Consider the following 21,683-nt stretch of genomic DNA (forward strand, 5'->3'; position numbering starts at 1 on the left):
ATTATTTATCCGAACGCATCCGACAATTTACTGATCCAGAACCGACATACATAAAGTGAGAAAATTTATCCACACAAAAAGCCGAGAACCTGGTGAGTGATAAAAACTACACCAAAAGATATTGGTGTAAGTTCCTGTACCGATTACTGAAATGGCGAATTCACCGGAAAAGCATTCATAGCAAGGCTTTAATACATTATGATTTTATATGAAATGACTTTGAGACCATTCCTCCGCTTAATATTTTGGCATCAACCTCAACTTCCACGCTAGCCCTACGGAAACTTTCCCGCCAGTCAGGGGCAATCTCCGCCCAAGCGGATGGCTGGTAGCGATGGAATTTCTCCATCAGGCCGAGAAAATCGGCATCATATTCCTTGGCTTTAGCAATCGTTTTTAACGGAAGTTCACGGACTTTCGCCGCAATGATTTGTTCAAGCACTTTAACTTCTTCCGAAGTGAGATCTAGGTTGTCGTTTTCATTTACAATGCCTTGTGTTTGAATGATGATCTTAAATGAAGGGTTACCGTCTACCGTTTGAGGTTCAATCTTGCTTTTGAACCCGGTTAGCCAATAAGTTAACATCTTGTCATCCTTGATAAAGTAAACCGGTATTTGGGCATTGCTGAGCTTTTGGGTGATCAATAGATATCCCCTAGATTCATCCGCGTTTAACCAACCGACAAGGTGAGCGCCCTGGAAAACACCGAAATCTCGGACAATTACGGATGGAGGAACCGTTTCGCCCTTTTTCGGTTCAACCGGTTCTATTTCCGGTAAAACAGCGTCCCGGTCAGGACTGAGCAGCCATTCGTCAAATTCACGGGCAGTAACCCCGCACGACAAACCGGCATTTAGGGCAGTTGTCTCAGCCTGTTTCTTAATTTGTTTGGAAAGGGTAGAGGCTGCGGTAGGTTCCATTTGTAGAAGCCGGGAAGCTTCTCCTTTCGTGACAAAATAGAAATCTCCCGGCCGTTCCTCAGGGTATCTGAGGTTGGCTTCTGCAGCTTCTGCTGCTTTTTCTCTAGCAAAGCGTTCCCCAAAAATGACGGCCTGAACTTGTCCAAAGAAAGGCGAGCGTGGTGTCCGGCTCATAAAGTCCATGATGGCATCCTGCAATGTCGTACCCGTACCTGTCAACAAAATATCGGAAGATTTGCTGCCGGTAGTTTGGGTATCCTGGTTATCCTTTTTTGGCGGACGCATTAATCTAGTCCAGATCTGATATTTGTCAGTTCCATTTACCGTTACCCGGTCCCAGCTCCACAGAGTAACCACTGCTAAATCTTCTACTTCCTTGGTCGCGCACCCGGAGGTGATAATGGATGAACAAAGGAAGAGCGTTGACAGGAAGATGATCATAAACCTTCGTTTCATGGGGCCATCACTCCCTGTCTTTTTTTTCTTAGAGCAGCAATCATGAGCAGGAGTAATGGCAATACAACTTCGAACACTAACCCCAAAGGTGGCCAGTATTTATTCAGGACATCATAAAGTTGGAACATGTTACCAAATAGAAAGGTTGCTGCCATTATTTGCACTGGAGCAAAGACGCAGACTACAGTTTTATGTGTTTTTAAACCTAAAACCTGGGCCGTCGCCAAACAAGCTAAATAGTAGAATACAGTGGACTTAACCACAACTCCGGTGATCCATAAAGGAAAAACCAAACCCTCAATCCGTTGGATATAGCTTTTGAATTCTATAGCTCTGGCCAAGTACCATAATGGAAACAGCAAATGGCCCATCAGATCCGGACCAATGACAGTCAGCATAATTAAAGTGCCAAGGGCTGAAAACCCCGTAATCGCCAAGAGGGTATATAATGCTTTACGCCGGACTTCCTGAGGATGATTGACAATTGGCAGGAGCATAACGAGGACTACAATTTCACCATAGAAGGAAGCCGGGACAATTGAACCTGAGAAGATTGGTTGGAACCCTCCTTCGAAAAGCGGAAGCAGTTTTTCCAAATCGACATTAGGTACCGCCAGAGTAAATAAGAATAGGAAAGAGAAGACAAACAGGGGCAACACAAATTGGGCCATCCTTATAATAACCTCGATCCCTTTGAACGCTCCGTACCCGCTCACCAGAACAATAGCCGTGTTTAGGATTAACATCGAAGTCCCGATCGACAGGCTGTTAGTCAAAAACTCGGAGAATTCCCGGTTCACCAGGATATTTACCGTAAGGAAAAACAGAACATATGCGGCTGAGATAATTTTTCCGGATATTTTGCCAAGAATGATTTCGCTGTACTGAGGTAAAGTTAAGCGGGGAAAACGCTGACCAAGCTTGCTAATGATCCAGAGCGCGGTCAGGCCCGTGAGAGAAGAACTTATGAATACAAGCCAGGCTGATTGCCTGACTGTCTGAGCGACAATCCCTGGCACAAACAGAATGTCTGTAGCTGTAATCACCAGAAACAGCAACATAGCAACCTGAGTGCTGGAAATTCTTTCTTTGTCTATTGTTCGTTACCCCCCTCTCCTGGTTTCGCAGGACCTTGCTCACTACCTTGCCGGACATGCTCCTTGGACCCAATCAGGCGCGGACGAGTAGACATAGCCCACCAGGGCGCCCGGACGAAGGTATCTTTTAGATCACTTGGACTTAAGGGAGAAATTGGCGATAAATAGGGCACGCCAAAGGAGCGCAGGTCACAAAGATGGATCAGAATTGCCATTAGGCCCAACATAATTCCAGTGATCCCTAGAAAACTAGCCAAGAGGATCAGGCCAAACCGCAAAATCCTAAGACTGGTTCCTACAGCATAATCAGGAAATGTAAAAGAAGCAATGGCAGTTACACTAACGATGATAACCGAAATAGGGCTAACAATTCCGGCGGTAACCGCGGCCTGACCGATTACCAAGCCTCCTACCGTACTTATGGCTTGACCAACGGTTCTTGGCAAGCGAACTCCGGCCTCCCGCAGGAGTTCAAAGGCTAATTCCATCAAGATAATTTCCACGGAAATAGGAAAAGGCAAATCCTCACGGGCCCCGGCAACCGTGCCGAGAAAAGTAATGGGAATTAATTCCGAATTGGAGGAAAAGACCGCGATGGTAATCGCCGGTGCCAAAAGAGCAATGTTAATGGCGATGAAACGCCCCAGTCTGATAAAAGTAGCGAAAAACGAAGCATTATAGTAATCTTCGGCGGCTTGTAAAAGGGAGATAAATGTACAGGGTACAATTAATATTGAGGGGGTGTTATCGGTAATCACAGCAATTTTCCCTTCAAACATTGAAGCAGCTGTCCGATCCGGACGTTCGGTGTTTTGGACCAGAGGGAAAATAGTAAACGGTTCATCGGCAATAAACTCTTCAATATAGCCACCGTCCAAGATGCTGTCCGTATTAATCTTTTGTAACCGCCCCTTTACCTCTTGCACAATTTTCTCGTTGGCAATTCCTTCTATATAGCAAACAGCGACCTTGGTTCTGGATATCCTTCCCAGTGACATCGTCTCGACTTTCAGACGACTGGAGCGGATCCGACGCCGCAGCAAGCTGACGTTTGTTGTTAAACTTTCAACAAAACCGTCTTTAGGTCCCCGGATATTCTGTTCGGAGGACGGTTCATTTACTGTTCTTTGTTCGTAGCCTTGAACAGCTGCGACGATCGCGGTTGAATAACCGTCGATAACCAAAATAAGATTACCGTCAAGTACAAAGTCTGTAAGTTCCAGAATATCAGACACCATTTGAGCTTTGAGATTCGTTAATAGCCGTTCCAGAATAAATTGAGGCGGCTGGACATTCAGGGTTTCTTTTCCGGGTAGTTGGGCGCTAGTTTCCAGCATTATTGATTTAAGAATTGATTCATTGATTAAAACCGGGTCGCACAGGCTGTCGGCATAGACGATGAAAGCTCGTATAGGAGCTGGTAGAGTGAGTTGAAACTCCCGGAAGACAATATCGGAACAAGACTGAAAGGCCTTCTGCAAGACTTGTAAATTGGCATCGATATTTAAGGTTAAGGGCTGTTTTCCCTGAATATCGCCGATGGAAAGGGAGTTGGCAGCCTGTCTATGTCGATGTAGTGTTTTAGTTACCAGCTTCTTTAACATCTGCTTCTCTCCCGTCAATTTCTTAACATATGAATAGTATTCTCTTTTGAACAGTAATTATTAAATTAAAGTTCCGCACTAAAGCTCCGAGCATATCATAATCAGGCAAATGCTCTGTGTCCAACCAATTGAGCGCCAAAAACATAGGAACCCATGGCCGGCTACAGGCCCAAGGCCTTAATTGGCTATTTACCAAGACTTAGTGGCAATTGCTGAGTTACTATATGGAAATCACCGATTCGATGTTATCGGCTCTTCCAGAGATACCGGATCATGATATGCAAGGTTAAGGCCTCAATGGAAGACTTCCGTCGTCATGCCAAATGGCAGGAATATCTTGCATATTGTGATGCGTTCTATTTCTTGAACTCACTATTTTAGGAACTTTGCTTGGAGGGGAAATCTGAAGAGAAATTGGGAACTGGACGAATTAATTGAGCATTTTACGATTATGCCAGGTGAAATGAAGTCGATTTAGAACAAGACAGGGGAAACCCGGTTAGGTTTTGCGGTATTACTTAAATATTTCCAGAATGAAGCTAGATTCCCAAGCCATAAATATGAAGTTCCTGAAGATGTGATTGCTTATATTGCTAAGCAAATCTATACGGAGCCTGCATTATATGCACAGTAAAAACCATTTTCCTCTGTGATTATCTTCATTCCGAAGAACTGCGCCAGGAGATTCATAAAGGACTAAATGTCGTAGAAAACTGGAACAGCGCAAACAGCTTTATCTTTTATGGCAATGGTGGAGAGATATCGACAAATAGATTAGAGGATCAGGAAATAGCTGTTCTGTCATTACACCTATTACAGAATTGTTTGGTGTATATCAACACGATTATGCTCCAGAACATCCTGTCAAATCCAAAATGGTTTAATCTAATGACTCAGGAAGACTTTCGTGCTCTAACGCCTCTTGTATATACCCATATTAATCCGTATGGAACGTTCAAGCTAAACATGAGTGAACGACTTCCGCTGGAAGAAGGTGTGATCGCATTACTGAAAAAAGAACTTCGGCTAAAAAGAAAGCAAAGGAGCTGGTAAAGTATCTCCGGGGAGAATGGCCCGACTATGCCTATCTAAGATGCTTATTCCAACTCCTGAGGGCTGAGTTGGAAATAGAAATACCTAAAACGTCCAAGAAGTTGCCTTATGTACCTACTGAAGAAGAGTTAAAACGATATTACGATGTGGTTTGGAATATTGTATCAGACGAAAAAATGGAGAAAGCGTAAGTATAGAAGGAAGCTGATAAAAATTATTATGTTAACATCATTTTGGAAACTGAAATCGAAAATAAACCATGTTAAACATTGTCGAAGAAGATTATAGTCATACTCCTTATGTTAAATTCTAAATTTTTTAACAAGGATTTTAGCGGTTTGTGGCGAATTCTTTGTGAAAAGGTTTCATGAGGAGTTTGATTCATGAGAATAAGAAAAGATTTACTGTTGTACAAGTCAGCAGTCGTCAGTGCTATAGGGGTCTTTTTATTGACAGCTTCAGTTATTCCAGTGCAGGCAGATGATTTACATCAACAGTTAAATGAGTCTCAGCAACAACTTCAACAGTTGAATGGCACCTTGGGTGCTCAAAAAGATAAAGTTGCAAGCGCTACAGCCCAAGTTTCAGGTTTAAAACAATCTATCCAAGCATTGAACAATAGCATCGCCCGAGAGCAAACATTGTTAAATCAGGAACAAAGCCATCTTCAGGATCTGGAGGATCAGCAAACGAAGTTGGAGAATCAGCGGCAGGAGCATGTCAAGGCGTTGGGTCAGTTTTTGAAAGGCAACTATGAAGATGGTGTATCAAGTTACCTGGCAGTTTTACTTGATGCTACGAGTTTGTCAGATTTTATTGATCGTGCAGATAAGATTCAGATGATCGTTGGAACTTACAGTAAGCTCCAGAATGATATTACTACCTTAAACAATACTTTGGATGATCAAAAGACACTAATCAATCAAAAGAAAGAGACGATTCAGACCGCATTACAAGAAAAAACACAGTCTCAGCAGTCTGTTCAGCAAGCGCTCGACAAACAGCAGACCATTCTTGCACAATTAAGCTCAGCGGAAAAGGCAACACTCAATCAATCATTAAATGCCCAAGCAAAGGTTAATCGGATTCAACAATTAATCCAACAACAAGAGTTAGAGGCAGCAAACGCAGCGAAAGATAATGGCGCAATTGGACGGGGAGAAACTGGCGGAGTGTCTGGGACAGTTAATGTTACGGGCGGAGCCAAACAGGTTTTAAGCTATGCCTCCCAATTTCTTGGTATCCCTTATGTCTGGGGGGAACATCTCCCTCACCGGGATTTGATTGTTCCGGGTATATCCAATATGTCTATAGTCACTTTGGTATTTCATTAAGTCGGACGTCTGAACAACAATTTAATAACGGGGTAGCGGTTTCTCGCTCAAATCTACAACCGGGTGATTTAGTCTTTTTCCATACGTATGCCTCAGATGCTTCTCACGTAGGAATTTATGTTGGTAATAATACAATGATTAATTCTTCTAACGGTGGGGTATCTTACGATGATATGACAAATTCATATTGGGCACCTCGTTATTTAGGGGCTCGACGTGTAATCGCTCAATAAAGTAAAAGCGCCTTGTAAATTGGCAAGTTAAGGGTCTGTGACTTGTCTGTTTATAGGGCGTATTTCTTTATTGTCACAGCAGGCTTTATTTTAAGTTTAAATGTTTAGAAGAAAGTGATCTTGATCTTTTTAGAGAAATGAGCTGTTCGAGTATTAATTTAGGAGGAGAAGTAATGAACAATTACAATGAGATTCTTAAAAATTTTGGGCAAAGGGCCTTAGATTATAGACTCAGCTCAACTCATGGGAATCCAGTGGACTTAGAAAGAATGATCAATCTTCTTAAACCAACCTTAGATACTACTGCCTTAGATGTTGCCACCGGAGGGGGACATACCGCTTTAGCTTTAGCAAAATTCGTAAACAACGTGATGGCGATTGATATTACTCCGGAGATGTTGTCAGAGGCGAAAAAAGCTGCGCTAGCTCTACAAATGAACAATATTGATTTTAAGATGGAAGATATACACTCGTTGAGCTTTTTATATGAACAATTTGACGTGGTTGTTTCACGATTTGCCATTCATCATTTTTCCAATGTACAAAAAGCCCTGAGCGAAATGTGCAGAGTCTTAAAACCTGGCGGTAAGTTTTATGTACTGGACTGTTCCGTTTTTGATGGAGAAGAATCGGAAAGAGAACTTAATCAGGTCGAACTATTAAGAGACAGCTCTCATCAATGCTCTTATTCGCCGCGACAATGGAATGAATTATTGAAACAACTTCCGTTGAAAGTCGAACACACGTCTCTTCTCCAAGAACAATATCAATTGCCGCAGTGGTTTGACAGAATGAGCACAGATCAAACGAATAGGCAAGAAATTTTCCGTGTACTTAACGGTCTATCGGAAGAGTGTAAAAGCCACTATTCTTTTGGGCCTGATTTTATCACAACCTATCGTTTTGAAATTTTAGCGACAAAATTATGAATTTAATAGCTCTCTTGTCTTTCTTGAGTTTCTGGCAATTGACTTAATGATAAAATTAAGCTTGTATTAAATGGCGATAAATTGGTTCAAATGGGGGTTGGAACAAACTATTTAGAGTTTGTTCCAACCCCTATTTAATGACTTGCTTCTCCTTGGATCTACAGAAAGCATTACTTTTTTCATATTTATGTTATAATTAAAGAACGTTTAATTTGATGAACATTACGTTGATTAACGTAAAGCTACAAGGTCTTTTAGGTTTGAATGGGTTGTTGCCTTATTAAAAATAGATTAGTCCGAGTTAAATTGAGTTTTGAACCATGCAAAATAAGAGAATTTTATGAGGGGGATGGGTATTGAGAGTACTCGTCATAAATCCAGGGTCAACATCGACAAAAGTAGCAGTCTATGAGAATGAAACGTGTCTCTGGAAAGAGGGAATTGAGCATTCGGCCGATGAAATTAGACAGTTCGCTCGAGTAGGAGATCAGTATGACTATAGAATTAGCTCCATTTTAAAGGTTCTTAATGAAAAACATGCCGCCCTGGAATCCTTTAACGCTGTGGTTGGTCGGGGCGGTTTGCTTAATCCTTTAGTTGGGGGCACTTATCTGGTGGACAATCATCTTGTTTGTAGTTTACAGAATGCGCCAGGTGGGGAACATGCTTCGAATTTAGGTGGGATTATAGCCTATCATTTGGGGCAAAAGATTCAAGTTCCTGCCTTTATCGTTGATCCAGTCGCTGTAGATGAGATGGAACCTCTTGCGCGACTTTCCGGGTTGCCGGAATTGCCTCGTTTAAGTCAATCTCACGCCTTGAATATGAAGGCTGTAGCTCGTAAGGTTGCTCGCCAATTGGAAAAGACTTATGGTGATGTTACTCTAATTGTGGCCCATCTAGGAAGTGGGATTTCCGTTGCTCCTCATTTAAAAGGCAAAATGATTGACGTTAATAATGCTAATAATGAAGGCCCTTTTTCCTTGGAGCGATGTGGGACTTTACCAGCGTCTCAGCTTGTCAAACTTTGCTATTCCGGTAAATATACTGAAGAAGAAATGTTGACAAAGATCCTCAGAGAGGGTGGTATGTTCGCTTATCTTCAGACCAAAGACGCTCGCTTAGTTGAAAAGCGGATGAATGAAGGAGATGCTAAGGCTAAGCTGGTTTTAGAAGGACTTTGTTATCAAGTGGCTAAGGAAATTGGGGCTATGGCTACTGTCTTGGCAGGTAAGGTCGATCGAATCGTTTTAACAGGCGGACTCGCTCATTCGGAATTTATCACCCGAGAAATTAGTCGACGGGTGTCCTTTATTGCTCCAATTGAAGTGGTTCCCGGAGAAGAGGAAATGGAAGCTTTGGCTTTAGGAGCCTTAAGAGTTCTGCAAGGCGAAGAGCAAGCGCTATTTTACAAGGCATAAAGCCTTTGGGCTAAAAATGGGGTGATTACAATTCGGTATACTGGGTTTGAGTCCCTACTCGATCAGGCCAAAAGTAGGGGGCGTACAAAAGTGGCGGTTGCAGCAGCAGCAGATAAAGAAGTTTTAGAAGCAATTAAGCTCGCTGAAATGGAAGGCTTGATTACTCCTGTTCTTATCGGTGATGTTGAAGTAATAAAACAACTAGCCTTAGAAATTGAGTTAAAGTTAGATCGTACGGAGTTAATTCATGAACCTAATCCGATTGAAGCTGCCCATAAAGCCGTAGATGCAGTTGTTGATGGTCAGGCTCATTTCTTAATGAAAGGCCTAATTAACAGTTCGGATTTTTTACGGGCAGTTTTACGGCCAGAACGAGGTTTGAGAACAGGCCGCTTGCTTAGTCATTTAGCCGCTTTTCAAATTCCCGGTTTTTCTCGGCTGCTTTTCGTAACAGATGGAGGAATGAATATAGCTCCAGAATTGGGACAGAAAAAGGAAATTTTGGAGAATAGCTTGTTGTATTTGAAGGTTATTGGGATGGATTTGGTGAATGTAATAGCATTAGCGGCCAATGAAGCTGTAAGCCCCAAAATGCCGACAACGATAGATGCCAAAGCCTTAGCTGATATGAATCAAAAGGGAGAGTTTCCTAATGCCATTGTGGAGGGGCCCCTTGCCCTCGATGGGGCAGTCAGTGCTGTTGCTTTGAAACATAAGGGGATTTCCAGTCGGATCAATGGAGATGTTGACTTGTTTTTAGTTCCTACGATAGAGGTTGGAAATGTATTGGGTAAATCCTTAGTCTATTTTGCCGGGGCAACAATGGCCGGGATATTGCTGGGGTCTCAGGTTCCGATTGTCTTAACATCGAGGAATGATACCCCAAGGAGCAAGTTGATGGCCATAACTTTGGCATCATTGGGACAAAAGGTCTTACATCTATGATTTATTGAGGGTTTTAAGTTTCTTGACAAGGAGGTAAAAAACACGTCTGAAATAAATTTTCTCGATCGCAGAGTCTTGGTCTTAATAGGAGGCTATGGCGCTGGAAAAACTCAACTTTCGATCAGTTTGGCCTTTCAGTGGGCGAAGGCAAGTAAACGTGTTGCTTTAGCAGACCTTGATTTAATCAATCCTTACTTCCGTTCACGTGAAGTTGCTGTCCCTTTAGAAAAAGCAGGAGTAGAAGTCATTCGTCCGCAGGGAGATTTAGCTTTTGCTGAGAATCCCTCCCTTACACCTCAAATTGAGGGAGCGTTGAGAGATTCATCGAAACGAGTCATACTTGATGTTGGCGGCAATGAAACAGGTGCTACGATCGTGGGAAGATATCATGCCTTATTACAAGGAAATGATGTGGCAGTTCTCCAGGTGGTCAACATTTTCCGCCCTTTTAGTACGCTTGAAGAAATAGATAATCTTCGACTGGATATGGAAAGAAAATCGCACTTAAACGTACACGGTTGGATTAACAACTCTAATCTTCAAGATTGGACGACGGTGGAAGATTGGCAGAAATCAGAAGAGCTTATCCAAACCCTTGTGGCGAAAACCAGAATACCTAAAGTTGCCTGTGGCGTAAATCCGCAATGGGCTGAAAAAGCAGGACTTTTATGGGAAGCAGATTGGATCCCGGTTCAGCGACATTTGAATCTCGGCTGGAAAAGCCAAGCTAAAGGTTAACAAGCATTGGAGGGGGAAAAGTGTGATGAAGAATTTCGTCAAGATTAACGCGGAACGCTGTAAGAGCTGCGGACTCTGTGTTCATTCATGTCCGAAAAAGATCTTGAGTATTGGAGAGATCGCTAACAGCAAGGGATATTATTCCGTGGAAATGAACGATCAAAGTGCCTGCATTGGATGTGCTTTTTGTGCTTTAATCTGTCCGGATCTAGCGTTAGAAGTTTATCGTGAGGAGAAAGGAGAGTGAGTCTGAGATGGCGATATTAATGAAGGGAAATGAAGCAATTGCTGAAGCAGCGATTCAAGCGGGTTGCCGTCTGTTTTATGGGTACCCTATCACTCCGTCAACGGAAATACCAGAGTATATGTCTAAAAAAATGAAAAGCTCGGGCGGAACGTATCTTCAAGCAGAGAGTGAAGTGGCTGCAATATATATGGTCTATGGAGCGGGTGCTGTGGGAGAACGGGTTATGACGGGTACGTCAAGTCCTGGTTTTAGTTTAATGCAAGAGGGACTTTCGTTTCTGTTTGCCGCTGAAATTCCTTGTGTAATCGTAGACGTTATGAGAGGTGGCCCTGGTTTGGGGGGATTAGGACCTACCCAGGCAGACTATTTCCAATTGACAAAAGGCGGCGGTCATGGGGATTACCATGGCGTCGTTCTGGCACCATCGTCTGTTCAGGAAATGGTTGATTTAACAAAAGAAGCGTTCGATATTGCAGACTATTATCGCAATCTGGTCATCGTTGCTGTGGATGGGATTTTGGGACAAATGATGGAACCCGTTGAGTTTCCGCCTTATGAAGGCAGGAAGCTCAGTCCTAAAACTTGGGCTGCAAGTGGAGCTGAAGGACGGCCTAAGAATAATGTGATTAGTTATTATCTTACTCCGGATCTCGGGGAATCAGAGAATCTCCGTTGGGGCCAGAAAATGTCCTTAATCAAGGACTCGGAACAACGTTATGCAGAGTATCTGATGGACGATGCAGACTATGCATTCGTGGCCTTTGGCACAAGTGCGCGAATCACGGAAACCGCTGTGGATATGCTTAGGGATGAGGGTATTAAAGTAGGACTTTTTAGGCCGATTACCCTGTGGCCGTTTCCCGAGAAAGGCTTAGCAGCGAGATTATCTCAGATTAAAGGCTGGATGAGCGTGGAACTGAGCGCAGGGCAAATGGTGGATGACGTAAAACTTATTGTTAATGGTCAAGCTCCAGTTGGGTTCTGCAGTCGTCAGGGTGGTATGACACCAGAGCCAGAAGAAGTGGTAGCTGCCTTTAAGGCACAGTTGTTAGGGAGGGTGTAGGGATGAAAGCGATTTTTACTAAGACTTCCGGTCTAACTGAACGCCCCTTTCATTATTGTCCAGGATGTACGCATGGAATTATCCATCGTTTAATCGGAGAACTGCTGGAAGAAATGAACTTGATCGAAAAAACGATTGGGGTCGCTCCGGTCGGTTGTGCTGGCTTTTGTGAAAACTACTTTTCCTGTGATATGATTGGTGCCGCCCACGGGAGAGCCGTTGCTGTGGCGACAGGTGCCAAGCGGGCACGTCCGGATCGTTTCGTCTTTACCTATCAGGGGGATGGTGACGGAGCTTCGATTGGGCTTGCTGAGACGGTGTCAGCAGCAGCTCGTGGTGAAAAGATAACATCAATTTTTGTGAATAATGCAATTTATGGTATGACAGGCGGCCAAATGGCTCCTACCTCGTTGGTAGGTCAGAGAACTTCTACCTCTCCTTACGGTCGGGACGCAGGGACTATGGGTTTTCCTTTAGATCTGCCTAAAGTTTTGACCCAAGTCGAAGGTGCAGTTTATGTTGCTTCCGTATCTGTAGACAGTCCACAAGCAATAAAAGAAGCCAAGAAAGTTCTTAGAAAAGCTTTTCAAATTCAATTAGAAGGATTAGGATACTCCTTTGTCAGCATACTTTCAACCTGTCCAACTAATTGGGGGGTTAATCCGGTTGAAGCTTTAGATTGGTTAAATACTAAGATGAAACCACAATTTGCTTTGGGTGAACTGAAAGTTCCTACTCTTGAAGGGGGGAACAAGCATGAGTAGTTCAATGACAAAATATCTGTTTGCGGGTTTTGGTGGTCAGGGAGTTTTGTTCATTGGAAAAGTTATGGCTCAGGCAGGGATGCTTGCTAAGCGTCAAGTAACCTGGATTCCGGCTTATGGACCGGAAATGCGCGGAGGTACTGCAAACTGCTCGGTGATTATTTCGAATAAACGAATAGGGTCCCCAACCGTAGGGAAACCTGATATTGCCTTAGTCATGAACGAGGCGTCTTATCATAAATTTTTGGGCAGCGTCGTACCTGGTGGAACTTTGTACGTGAATTCCTCGATGGTACCGGAATTACCGGGCAGAGAAGATATTCGGGTTGTACGAGTTCCGGTTAATGATATTGCCCATGAAATGGGTGAAGCGAAAGTTGCGAATATTGTTATGTTAGGCGTAATTCAAGCTGTAACCCCTACACTTGATGATGATATTATCGTAAGTGCTCTGAAGGAACTGGCGGGTAAAAAGCCTGAATTGGCCGATTTAAATGCCAGAGCTTTGAATGCGGGAGTGGAGTATGCGAAAAAACACGTTTAAGGTTTTGTAAATTTGCTGAAACGACTAAGCCTTCCATGACGATTTAGCGTGATGGAAGGCTCTTCTTTATAAGTCGATAATAGTTTAACATTAAGACGGTTGTTGTTTTGATAAATTCTTTGACTTGAAGTTCGATAAGTCTTGAGTCAGATGACTTAAGGCTTATTTAGTTCTTGGGTTCTTGTTTTCTTTTAATCGTCCTGCTTTGCGTACGGCATCTTTAAGCAGATATTCGATATGGGCATTGACACTTCGAAATTCATCAGCAGACCATCGTTCAAGGGCAGCATAGAGTTTAGGGTCCATTCGCAGCAAAAATTATTTTTTTTAGCATCTATATTCCACATTTATCCTATAGCTTGAATTGTGTTTACGAATTGCTGAAATGGGTCATTTTAACTATTGATGATGAAAAACGATATAGTTACTTCAAATAAGGAAGGAGCTCGTATCAATGACCCAGATGAAACAACCGAAACCTACATTTCCTGCGCAACACCAAGAACAGCAGCCAGGACTTGAAACGCTCATGAATCCTAAACCCTTGGCGGAAGACCCGGCCTATAAGGGGAGTGAAAAGTTAAAGGGAAAAGTAGCGATAGTAACCGGAGGAGACAGCGGCATAGGAAGAGCTGTTTCCATCGCTTTTGCCAAAGAAGGTGCAGATCTTGTGGTGGTCTATTATAATGAAGACACTGATGCCAATGAAACAAAAGGGCGAATTGAAGAATTAGGACGTCGCTGTTTAGTGCTGGCTGGAGACGTTGGTGATGAAACATTCTGTGAGTCCGTTGTCCAGAATACTCTTCAGACTTTCGCCAAAATTGATATTTTGGTCAACAATGCTGGGGAACAACATCCCCAAAACAGTCTCTTGGATATAACAAGTTCCCAGCTGGAAAGAACCTTTCGCACAAATATATTTGGCTGTTTTTACTTGAGTAAGGCTGTTTTACCCCACCTTAAATCGGGAAGCACCATTATTAACACGACTTCGATAACAGCTTATGAAGGGCATGATCAACTTATTGATTACTCTGCCAGCAAAGGGGCTGTTGTTTCCTTCACCCGTTCTCTTTCAGAATCCCTCTGCAAATTGGGAATTCGAGTCAATGGAATTGCTCCTGGTCCAATTTGGACGCCCTTAATTCCGTCGACGTTTCAAGCGGATCAGGTTGCAACGTTTGGTAGCACAGCCCCGATGCAGCGTGCAGGTCAACCCAAAGAGTTAGCTCCTGCCTATGTGTTTTTAGCCTCAGCAGATTCTTCCTATATTTCTGGACAGATCTTGCATATCAATGGGGGAACTATCATCAATAACTAATAGTCATTGTCATTTGCTTGAGAACTTTCCAGATTCGATTTAAGCCTAAGAAATATTTAATCAACTGTTTTAAAACAGGTCATTCATTATCGGGATGACCTGTTTTAAATGAGCTCCACTATTTTTATAATGAGAGCTTAATGAATTAAGTTGTGACTCATATCACATAGCGACAACGATTATTTTGGTATAGTAACCATGGACATTCGCTAAAAAGATTATAGAAAAGAGGGACTTCATGGCTTCGAAACTAAAAAAACTACTTTCATGGAGACATGGTGTTCAATTCGCTTTTGCTTTGATTGCAGTTTATATCGGTATAGGGTTTATCATGTTTGTTGATCAGTTAACAAGTCAGTCCACATCGGTCCTAAGCAGACCCTCTGGGGTTGAAGCTTTTTTGCCTTTGAGCGCTTTAGTTGGTCTGAGAGCGTGGTTGGCTACAGGTGTTTTTGACTCGATTCATCCTGCGGGACTCATAATTTTTCTGGCTGCAATTACCGTCTCTTTATTGCTTAAGAGATCTTTTTGTTCCTGGATCTGCCCAATAGGAACTCTTTCTGAGGGCCTTGGAAAAATCGGGCGAATGATTTTTGGACGGAATTTCAAAATACCTGTGTGGTTGGACCTCATATTCCGGTCCCTGAAATATCTGTTGTTGATATTCTTCCTCTTTGCGATTTTTCTCGGTATGAGCGGAACAGATGCCGTTAGTTTTGTTCAGTCTCCCTATAATAGAATGTCCGACGTTATGATGCTGGAATTTATGGAACATTTATCCGTAACTGGTTTGTCGGTGTTTGGTATGTTAGCCTTATTCGCGCTCTTGTTTGAAAATTTTTGGTGTCGATATCTCTGTCCCTACGGTGCACTTCTAGGACTTTTCAGCTCTCTTAGTCCTTTTAAAATAACTCGTAATAACAGTGCCTGCATCCAATGTGGAAAATGTACGAAAAGTTGCCCCAGTCATATTCTCATTGACAAAGCTGATCGTATCTGGTCTCCTGAGTGTACCGGGTGTTTAAATTGCGTTCAACAGTGCCCAGTCCAGGACGCCTTGACGTTCAAAGCACCCAAAGGTTTGCCCAAACTTTCATATCGTATCCTTGCCATAAGCATCATAGGTATTTGGTTTTTATGGATTGTAATTGCTAAACTAACGGGTCATTGGGAGAGTGGCATGACTATGGAAAGTTACAGACAATTGCTGCCTCTAATTTAACAATCATTTGGGTAATGCTTATAAGAATAAGGTTGATTACTCCATAAAGGGTAACAATTCTTTGAAAGAATAGCTGCAACAAACAAGTATGCTGGTTTGTTGCAGCTATTTCTGCGTGTAAGCTAGTCTATCAGGGCAAAAAAAATTGTAAGTATCATCGAAAGTAAGTTAATAATGACTTATGAAAGTACTTTAAGTTTTGAACAATTGGAATTTTTCTCAAACAACTCTGCAAGAGCATCTGAAATATTAAAAGGATAAGACACTCAAGCCAGTGAATTTCCTCAGTTCTAGGTGTGCCCAGGAAGGCTCAAATAGAATCAAAATAAGAAGAAGATCTTTCTTAGAGTTTGGCACAGAACTTGCATCTATAGGTATAGGGCCTTATTGATTGTATCGTCGGAAAGCATAAGTTTCGGGAGGCATAAATGCACCAAAGAGTTCCACCGGCGCCTGTGGCTTGGCCCAAGCCAGGTTTTCTTTATCGGGTGAAAGGAGGGCAGTTGTCTATAGCCTTGATAAGTATGAAGTGATTCATCTGAAAATCAAAAGGAGGTTTTTTTATGACAACGGAGACTCAACTAGTCCCCCCGGAACTAATGGAAATCCGCATTTATCCAGAGTATTAAAACCGATTCATTTATGGGCTCTTGCTGTAGGCTTGGTGATATCAGGTGACTATTTCGGCTGGAGCTACGGATTTGGCGTAGGTGGTCCTTGGGGATTAGCTATAGCCCTTATACCGGTGACGTTATTTTATGTTACTTTTATTTTGTGTTACTCTGAGCTTGCAACCGCTATACCGCATGCAGGAGGCCCTTCTGCTTATGCACGAAGAGCCATGGGACCTTTTATGGGCTATTTGACGGGTATGAGTTGCTTAATCGAATTTATCTTTGCACCACCTGCTGTCGCATTAGCGATCGGTAGTTATATACACTTTGTTGTTCCGGCCATTCCGGCAATGCCTACTTCCGTAGCTTCATTTATATTATTCATCTTCATTAACTACCTAGGAATGAAAACCTCAGCTACGTTCGAATTAATCATCACAATTATTGCATCTGCAGGCTTAGTAGTTTTTGCATTTGCTGCAGCACCTCACTTTTCAATGGCTCGTCTGACAACCGGTCCATTGCTTCCTTTCGGATGGACAGGTGTTATGGCAGCAGTTCCATTTGCAGTCTGGTTCTATCTCGCCATTGAAGGTGGAGCGATGGCTGCCGAAGAATGTGTGAATCCTCAAAAAGATATTCCTAAGGGTTTCTTGGGCGGAATGGGAACCTTGTTGGTCATGGCGTTCGTGGTTCTCTTCCTGACTGCAGGTATTGCAGACTATAATTTAGTTACCTCTGTGGATTTTCCATTGCCTATTGCTTTGGCTCAGATCTTCGGCGATGGTTCATTTATTGTCATCTTGATCAGTGGAGCAGGGTTGTTTGGGTTAGTTGCGTCACTCCACGGAATTGTCATTGGAGCTTCCCGTCAGACCTATGCAATGGCTCGGTCGGGATATTTGCCCAAATTCTTGGCGTATGTCGATCCAAAACACCATTCGCCCGTCATGGCACTCTTGTTGTCAGGAGTGATTGGGATCGCAGTAACGCTAACAGGGTTGACTGCAATGGCTATTACCATTTCATGTTTTGGTTCAATTATGCTTTATTTCCTCAGCCTAATTAGTCTATTTGTCTTACGTGCCAAAGAGCCAAGCCTCAAAAGACCCTTCAGAGTATGGTACCCAGTTGTTCCAATCGTCAGCGTTCTACTTGCTGTATTCTGCTTAATTAGCGTTGTCATCACAGCAGTTCAGGCACTTGAATACACGTTGATCATTTATGCAATTGCTATTGTGTACTACTTCATCTGGGGTAACAAGAAAATCCGCCCATTCGATGAAGAGTTCGGTATTTTAGACGAACTGGACGCTTAATCTCTATCCAGGGAGGAGCCTTCTCAAAAAGAATGGCGTTAAAGAAACATTATGGCAAAAGAGCTAACGTTAGTCAGCGTCGGGATTGATGTTGGAACGACAACGACTCAATTAGTCATTTCGCAGCTCACCCTAGTCAATGTAATGCCTGGTAGCCAAGTGCCAAAAGTTGAAATCACTCATAAAAGTGTTACGTATATGGGTAATGTTCACTATACTCCATTTGAAGATCGCCAACATATTGACGGTGCTGCACTTCGTAAAATTATCGCGAAGGAATATGAGAAGGCGGGAGTGAAGCCAGAGCAGATTGATACTGGGGCCATTATTATTACTGGGGAGACCGCAAAAAAAGAGAATGCCTCGGAAATCATCCATGCTTTAGCAGATTATGCGGGAGATTTTGTTGTAGCAACTGCTGGACCAGATCTCGAAAGTGTGATCGCTGGAAAAGGGTCGGGAGCCGAGGCGCTCTCCAAGCGCTTAAATGCATGTATTGCCAATATCGATATCGGTGGAGGGACTACAAATATTGCTTATTTTGATCGGGGGAAGTGCATAGGGACGGCATGTATTAATGTCGGTGGCCGACTATTTGAGATAGATACCATGACTCACCGCTTAACTTATATTTCCGCCCCAGGTCGGGTGATAATGAATCATTGCTGTTCGAACAATGCCTTAGCCCAAAGTGAGGATGAATTGACTTTGATCCGAACCTGCTTGCAAAGTATGGTAGAATGCGTCGATCGAGTCATTTTTCAGGAATCTCTACTTCCTCAGGACAGATGCTTAGTGATAACGAATTTGTTGCCGAATGTTAAGCTCGATGGGGTAGTCTTTTCCGGAGGGGTTGCAAAGTATGTCTATCTTCCTGGAATCGAGGAATGGTGGATTCATGGGGATGTTGGGCCGCTTTTGGCAGAAGCATTTCAAGAAAGTCGGATTTATTCATCCTTTCCCGTACTCGAAGCTTCCGAGATGATTCATGCTACAGTACTCGGGGCAGGAGCTCATACCGTGAATGTATCAGGATCAACAATTACGGTTAGTAAGCATGCACTGCCGTTACGTAACGTACCGGCAGTCTTCCCGGAAGCGGGGACGTCGGGAAAGTTTTCGTGGCTTAAATCAGCTGAGAATTATAGCGACTCTCACTACCATACCGTTGCACTGGTTGTTCCTCCATTGCCAGATACGGACTTTCTAACAATTCTCGCCCTAGCAGAAACTCTAGCCTGTGAACTGCCTTTAATTAAGGGAGAGCCTAAAGTGATTATCGCCCAACAAGATATTGCAAAAGTGTTGGGACAAACCCTGCAAAGACTTCTTCATTCTATTCCTCTCGTTTGTTTGGATGGTATCGAGCTTGTTTTTGGGGATTTCCTAGATATTGCTAAACCGTTACCTCATCAAGATGCAGTGCCTGTAGTTGTCAAGACTTTAGTTTTTGCCCATTAAAAATCACAATAGAAAGGATGTGAAATTCGTGAATCTGAAGACAAGGCTTTTTGGTCAAAGCTTCAAATTTAAAGATGTCAAAGATGTTCTGGCGAAAGCAAACGAAATTAAGTCAGGAGATATTCTCGCTGGAATTGCAGCTGAAGACGCGCAGGAGCGGATCGCCGCAAAACGGGTCTTATCGGAATTAACTTTGGAAGATTTGCGAAGGAATCCAGTCGTTCCACTTGAGGAAGACGAGGTATCACGCGTTATTGATGCCGATGTCAATGAACCTATCTATAGCACGATTAAGAACTGGAGTGTTGCAGAGTTCCGAGAGTATATTCTGAGAACTGAAGTCACTGGGTCTACCCTACACAGGATTAGTCGAGGTCTCACCTCAGAGATGGTTGCTGCCGTTGCCAAACTTATGAGTAATCTGGATTTGATATTAGGAGCAGCCAAAATTCAAAATCTGGCTCATTGTAATACAACGATTGGAAGGGCAGGCTGCCTTGCTTCCCGGCTTCAGCCGAATCATCCAACGGATGGGGTTGATGGGATATTGGCCAGTGTGCGTGAAGGCTTATCTTATGGTGTGGGAGATGCTGTGATTGGACTCAATCCTGTTGACGATTCCGTACCCGCTACCATTCGCAGCTTGGAAACCCTTTATCAGTTCGTTGAGGAGTGGAGGATTCCAACTCAAATTTGTGTTCTAGCACATATAACTACCCAAATGAAGGCTTTGCGAAAGAACTCGTCCATCTTTTATTCCAATCCATTGCGGGGTCACAAACAGGCAACGAAGCATTTGGAGTTACTAAAGACATACTTGATGAGGCTTATGCTCTTGGACTGAAAGAGGGCCGCGCAACTGGCCCCAATATTATGTATTTCGAAACAGGACAAGGCTCAGAACTCTCGTCTGAGGCACACCATGGTGCTGACCAGGTGACTCTGGAGGCTCGGTGTTACGGCTTAGCCCGCCACTATAATCCGTTTTTGGTGAATACTGTTGTTGGCTTTATCGGCCCAGAATACCTCTATGACACACGCCAAGTTACGCGGGCAGGTCTCGAGGATCATTTTATGGGGAAACTCTCTGGTTTGCCGATGGGGGTTGATGCTTGTTACACCAACCATATGAAAGCAGATCAGAATGATGTTGAAAATCTTGCGACTCTCCTTTCTGCAGCAGGCTGCACGTATTTTATGGGGATCCCAATGGGGGATGATGTCATGTTAAATTACCAATGTACTAGTTACCATGATGTCGCGACCTTAAGAGAACTGTTTAACCTACGACCAATCCCTGAGTTTGAGGCTTGGGCGGAATCAATGGGAATCTTGGCCAAGGGTAAACTTACGGCCTGTGCTGGTGATGCAACGATATTTACAAGGTAAGGGGGGATGAAAATGAGCTTAGAAGAAAGTGTTCGCCAGATCGTGGAAGAATTGATCAAAGGAATGGAGAAGGGAAAGAACCAAAATACAAACAGAGCTTCGCTGCCGGCAGCCCCGCCGATTATGGACGAATATCCTATAACAGATTTAGCAGAAATTGATTTGCAACGTTATTTGCAAGTACCTAATCCAGTCAAGAAGGCACTCTATGAAGAGATGAAGCTTTCAACTCCTGCTCGAATCGGGGTTTGGCGCAGTGGCCCCCGTCCATTGACGGATACGTTGCTGCGATTTCGTGCAGATCATGCAGTAGCTCAAGACTCTGTACTTGGTGAAGTTCCGGAAGAATTTCCAGGAAACTATAATATGGTTTCCATACAAACTCTTTGCCAGTCGAAAGATGAATATCTTACACGCCCAGACTTGGGAAGAACACTTGATGATGAGAATTTAGAGATTATCTCTAAGAGGTGCCCAAAAGGTGCCATGGTCCAAATCATAGTTTCCGACGGACTTTCTAGTAAAGCAGTCGAAGCTAATATTCCCAATCTCCTTCCGGCCTTAACCCAAGGTCTAGAAGGTATGGGTGTGAAATTAGGGACAACAATTTTTGTTCGACATGGTAGAGTGGCTGTGATGGATACAATTGGTGAAGCGTTGAAACCTGAAGTTGCCGTGATCTTGATTGGAGAACGCCCCGGTCTGGGAACTGCTGAGAGTATGAGTGCCTATATGGGATATAATCCAAGACTAGGTATGGTAGAGAGCGAGCGAACTGTGATCAGCAATATCCATAAAGGTGGTACTCCTGCAGCTGAAGCGGGTGCTCACTTAGCCAGTTTAATCAAAAAGATACTCGATGCTAAAGCTTCGGGTGTGGAGCTTGAGTAAAACTAATAATTCATGTAGGCTATAGATTTTCGACAGATTATCGTATATTTCACCAATGATGCAACAGAAATCGGCTTCAGAAGAGTATTAGTCTGAAGCCGATTTTTTTACTG

At 43.2% G+C, this 21,683-nt stretch carries 18 protein-coding genes and 4 pseudogenes; 18 read left to right on the forward strand and 4 right to left on the reverse strand.

Features of this window, described 5'->3' with window-relative positions; translation table 11 throughout:
- Positions 1-196: 196 nt before the first annotated feature.
- The 3 genes from VZF35_RS24400 to VZF35_RS24410 are packed head-to-tail and all read right to left on the reverse strand — an operon-like array spanning position 197 to position 4,079.
- Entirely contained in the window at positions 197-1,378 is a 1,182-nt protein-coding gene (locus tag VZF35_RS24400) for a Ger(x)C family spore germination protein (RefSeq protein WP_407308987.1), read from the reverse strand.
- Positions 1,375-2,475: an endospore germination permease gene (locus VZF35_RS24405; protein WP_407314809.1), complete on the reverse strand. Its 1,101-nt coding sequence runs from the start codon at positions 2,473-2,475 to the stop codon at positions 1,375-1,377. The genes VZF35_RS24400 and VZF35_RS24405 overlap by 4 nt, the downstream gene beginning before the upstream one ends.
- On the reverse strand, positions 2,472-4,079 hold the full coding sequence (locus VZF35_RS24410; RefSeq protein ID WP_407308988.1) for a spore germination protein: 1,608 nt from the start codon (positions 4,077-4,079) through the stop codon (positions 2,472-2,474). Before VZF35_RS24410 ends, VZF35_RS24405 begins: the two co-directional genes overlap by 4 nt.
- Before the next feature lie 237 nt (positions 4,080-4,316).
- On the opposite strand from VZF35_RS24410, the gene VZF35_RS24415 reads away from it, so the two are divergent.
- From VZF35_RS24415 to VZF35_RS24470, 12 genes and pseudogenes are all read left to right on the forward strand, one after another.
- The gene (locus tag VZF35_RS24415; protein WP_407314811.1) at positions 4,317-4,460 is read left to right on the forward strand and encodes an MmcB family DNA repair protein; all 144 of its coding nucleotides are present in this window, start codon (positions 4,317-4,319) and stop codon (positions 4,458-4,460) included.
- A 115-nt stretch (positions 4,461-4,575) separates the two neighbouring features.
- Positions 4,576-4,713: pseudogene (locus tag VZF35_RS24420) on the forward strand (DUF4158 domain-containing protein); the annotation flags it as partial.
- Positions 4,710-5,132, forward strand: a pseudogene (locus tag VZF35_RS24425) (Tn3 family transposase); the annotation flags it as partial. The pseudogenes VZF35_RS24420 and VZF35_RS24425, both read left to right, overlap by 4 nt.
- Positions 5,133-5,515: 383 nt before the next feature.
- Positions 5,516-6,699: pseudogene (locus VZF35_RS24430) on the forward strand (NlpC/P60 family protein).
- 173 nt (positions 6,700-6,872) lie between these two features.
- Entirely contained in the window at positions 6,873-7,628 is a 756-nt protein-coding gene (locus VZF35_RS24435) for a class I SAM-dependent methyltransferase (protein WP_407308989.1), read from the forward strand.
- Positions 7,629-7,984: 356 nt separating this feature from the next.
- Positions 7,985-9,049, forward strand: coding sequence for a butyrate kinase (gene buk, locus VZF35_RS24440; protein ID WP_407308990.1), 1,065 nt, complete (start codon positions 7,985-7,987; stop codon positions 9,047-9,049).
- A gap of 21 nt (positions 9,050-9,070) precedes the next feature.
- A complete protein-coding gene (locus VZF35_RS24445) occupies positions 9,071-9,994 on the forward strand; it encodes a bifunctional enoyl-CoA hydratase/phosphate acetyltransferase (RefSeq protein WP_407308991.1) in 924 nt (307 codons plus the stop codon).
- A gap of 75 nt (positions 9,995-10,069) precedes the next feature.
- On the forward strand, positions 10,070-10,732 hold the full coding sequence (locus tag VZF35_RS24450; protein ID WP_407308992.1) for a hypothetical protein: 663 nt from the start codon (positions 10,070-10,072) through the stop codon (positions 10,730-10,732).
- A gap of 25 nt (positions 10,733-10,757) precedes the next feature.
- Entirely contained in the window at positions 10,758-10,979 is a 222-nt protein-coding gene (locus VZF35_RS24455) for a ferredoxin family protein (RefSeq protein WP_407314812.1), read from the forward strand.
- Positions 10,980-10,986: 7 nt separating this feature from the next.
- A complete protein-coding gene (vorB, locus tag VZF35_RS24460) occupies positions 10,987-12,042 on the forward strand; it encodes a 3-methyl-2-oxobutanoate dehydrogenase subunit VorB (protein ID WP_407308993.1) in 1,056 nt (351 codons plus the stop codon).
- 2 nt (positions 12,043-12,044) lie between these two features.
- Positions 12,045-12,806 carry a thiamine pyrophosphate-dependent enzyme gene (locus VZF35_RS24465; protein WP_407308994.1) on the forward strand — a complete coding sequence of 254 codons (762 nt, stop codon included), beginning with the start codon at positions 12,045-12,047 and terminating at the stop codon, positions 12,804-12,806.
- Positions 12,799-13,350: a 2-oxoacid:acceptor oxidoreductase family protein gene (locus tag VZF35_RS24470; RefSeq protein WP_407308995.1), complete on the forward strand. Its 552-nt coding sequence runs from the start codon at positions 12,799-12,801 to the stop codon at positions 13,348-13,350. The genes VZF35_RS24465 and VZF35_RS24470 overlap by 8 nt, the downstream gene beginning before the upstream one ends.
- 162 nt (positions 13,351-13,512) lie before the next feature.
- Here the strand turns inward: VZF35_RS24470 and VZF35_RS24475 are convergent, their stop codons facing one another.
- A complete protein-coding gene (locus VZF35_RS24475; RefSeq protein ID WP_407314891.1) occupies positions 13,513-13,665 on the reverse strand; it encodes a hypothetical protein in 153 nt (50 codons plus the stop codon).
- Between the two features lie 139 nt (positions 13,666-13,804).
- On the opposite strand from VZF35_RS24475, the gene VZF35_RS24480 reads away from it, so the two are divergent.
- The 6 genes and pseudogenes from VZF35_RS24480 to eutC all read left to right on the forward strand — a co-directional run bounded on the left by VZF35_RS24480 (position 13,805) and on the right by eutC (position 21,570).
- On the forward strand, positions 13,805-14,674 hold the full coding sequence (locus VZF35_RS24480; RefSeq protein WP_407308996.1) for an SDR family oxidoreductase: 870 nt from the start codon (positions 13,805-13,807) through the stop codon (positions 14,672-14,674).
- A 238-nt stretch (positions 14,675-14,912) separates the two neighbouring features.
- Positions 14,913-15,896, forward strand: a complete 984-nt coding sequence (locus VZF35_RS24485; RefSeq protein ID WP_407308997.1) for a 4Fe-4S binding protein — start codon at positions 14,913-14,915, stop codon at positions 15,894-15,896.
- A 529-nt stretch (positions 15,897-16,425) separates the two neighbouring features.
- Positions 16,426-17,829, forward strand: a complete 1,404-nt coding sequence (gene eat, locus VZF35_RS24490; protein ID WP_407308998.1) for an ethanolamine permease — start codon at positions 16,426-16,428, stop codon at positions 17,827-17,829.
- Positions 17,830-17,880: 51 nt separating this feature from the next.
- Complete coding sequence (locus VZF35_RS24495; RefSeq protein ID WP_407308999.1) at positions 17,881-19,290, forward strand: ethanolamine ammonia-lyase reactivating factor EutA; 1,410 nt, start codon at positions 17,881-17,883, stop codon at positions 19,288-19,290.
- Between the two features lie 28 nt (positions 19,291-19,318).
- A pseudogene (locus VZF35_RS24500) lies at positions 19,319-20,679 on the forward strand (ethanolamine ammonia-lyase subunit EutB).
- Positions 20,680-20,691: 12 nt separating this feature from the next.
- A complete protein-coding gene (gene eutC / locus VZF35_RS24505; RefSeq protein ID WP_407309000.1) occupies positions 20,692-21,570 on the forward strand; it encodes an ethanolamine ammonia-lyase subunit EutC in 879 nt (292 codons plus the stop codon).
- Positions 21,571-21,683 lie beyond the last annotated feature (113 nt).

Origin of the sequence: Desulfosporosinus paludis (assembly GCF_045689965.1) — a bacterium.
In the GTDB taxonomy this organism is placed as follows: Bacteria; Bacillota; Desulfitobacteriia; order Desulfitobacteriales; family Desulfitobacteriaceae; genus Desulfosporosinus; species Desulfosporosinus paludis.

Coding starts and splice junctions, on each gene's coding strand:
- eutC (WP_407309000.1), top strand. CDS start 20,692: ATGAGCTTAGAAGAAAGTGTTCGCCAGATCGTGGAAGAATTGATCAAA.
- VZF35_RS24455 (WP_407314812.1), top strand. CDS start 10,758: ATGAAGAATTTCGTCAAGATTAACGCGGAACGCTGTAAGAGCTGCGGA.
- VZF35_RS24435 (WP_407308989.1), top strand. CDS start 6,873: ATGAACAATTACAATGAGATTCTTAAAAATTTTGGGCAAAGGGCCTTA.
- VZF35_RS24410 (WP_407308988.1), bottom strand. CDS start 4,079: ATGTTAAAGAAGCTGGTAACTAAAACACTACATCGACATAGACAGGCT.
- VZF35_RS24400 (WP_407308987.1), bottom strand. CDS start 1,378: ATGAAACGAAGGTTTATGATCATCTTCCTGTCAACGCTCTTCCTTTGT.
- VZF35_RS24480 (WP_407308996.1), top strand. CDS start 13,805: ATGACCCAGATGAAACAACCGAAACCTACATTTCCTGCGCAACACCAA.
- vorB (WP_407308993.1), top strand. CDS start 10,987: ATGGCGATATTAATGAAGGGAAATGAAGCAATTGCTGAAGCAGCGATT.
- VZF35_RS24470 (WP_407308995.1), top strand. CDS start 12,799: ATGAGTAGTTCAATGACAAAATATCTGTTTGCGGGTTTTGGTGGTCAG.
- VZF35_RS24465 (WP_407308994.1), top strand. CDS start 12,045: ATGAAAGCGATTTTTACTAAGACTTCCGGTCTAACTGAACGCCCCTTT.
- VZF35_RS24485 (WP_407308997.1), top strand. CDS start 14,913: ATGGCTTCGAAACTAAAAAAACTACTTTCATGGAGACATGGTGTTCAA.
- VZF35_RS24495 (WP_407308999.1), top strand. CDS start 17,881: ATGGCAAAAGAGCTAACGTTAGTCAGCGTCGGGATTGATGTTGGAACG.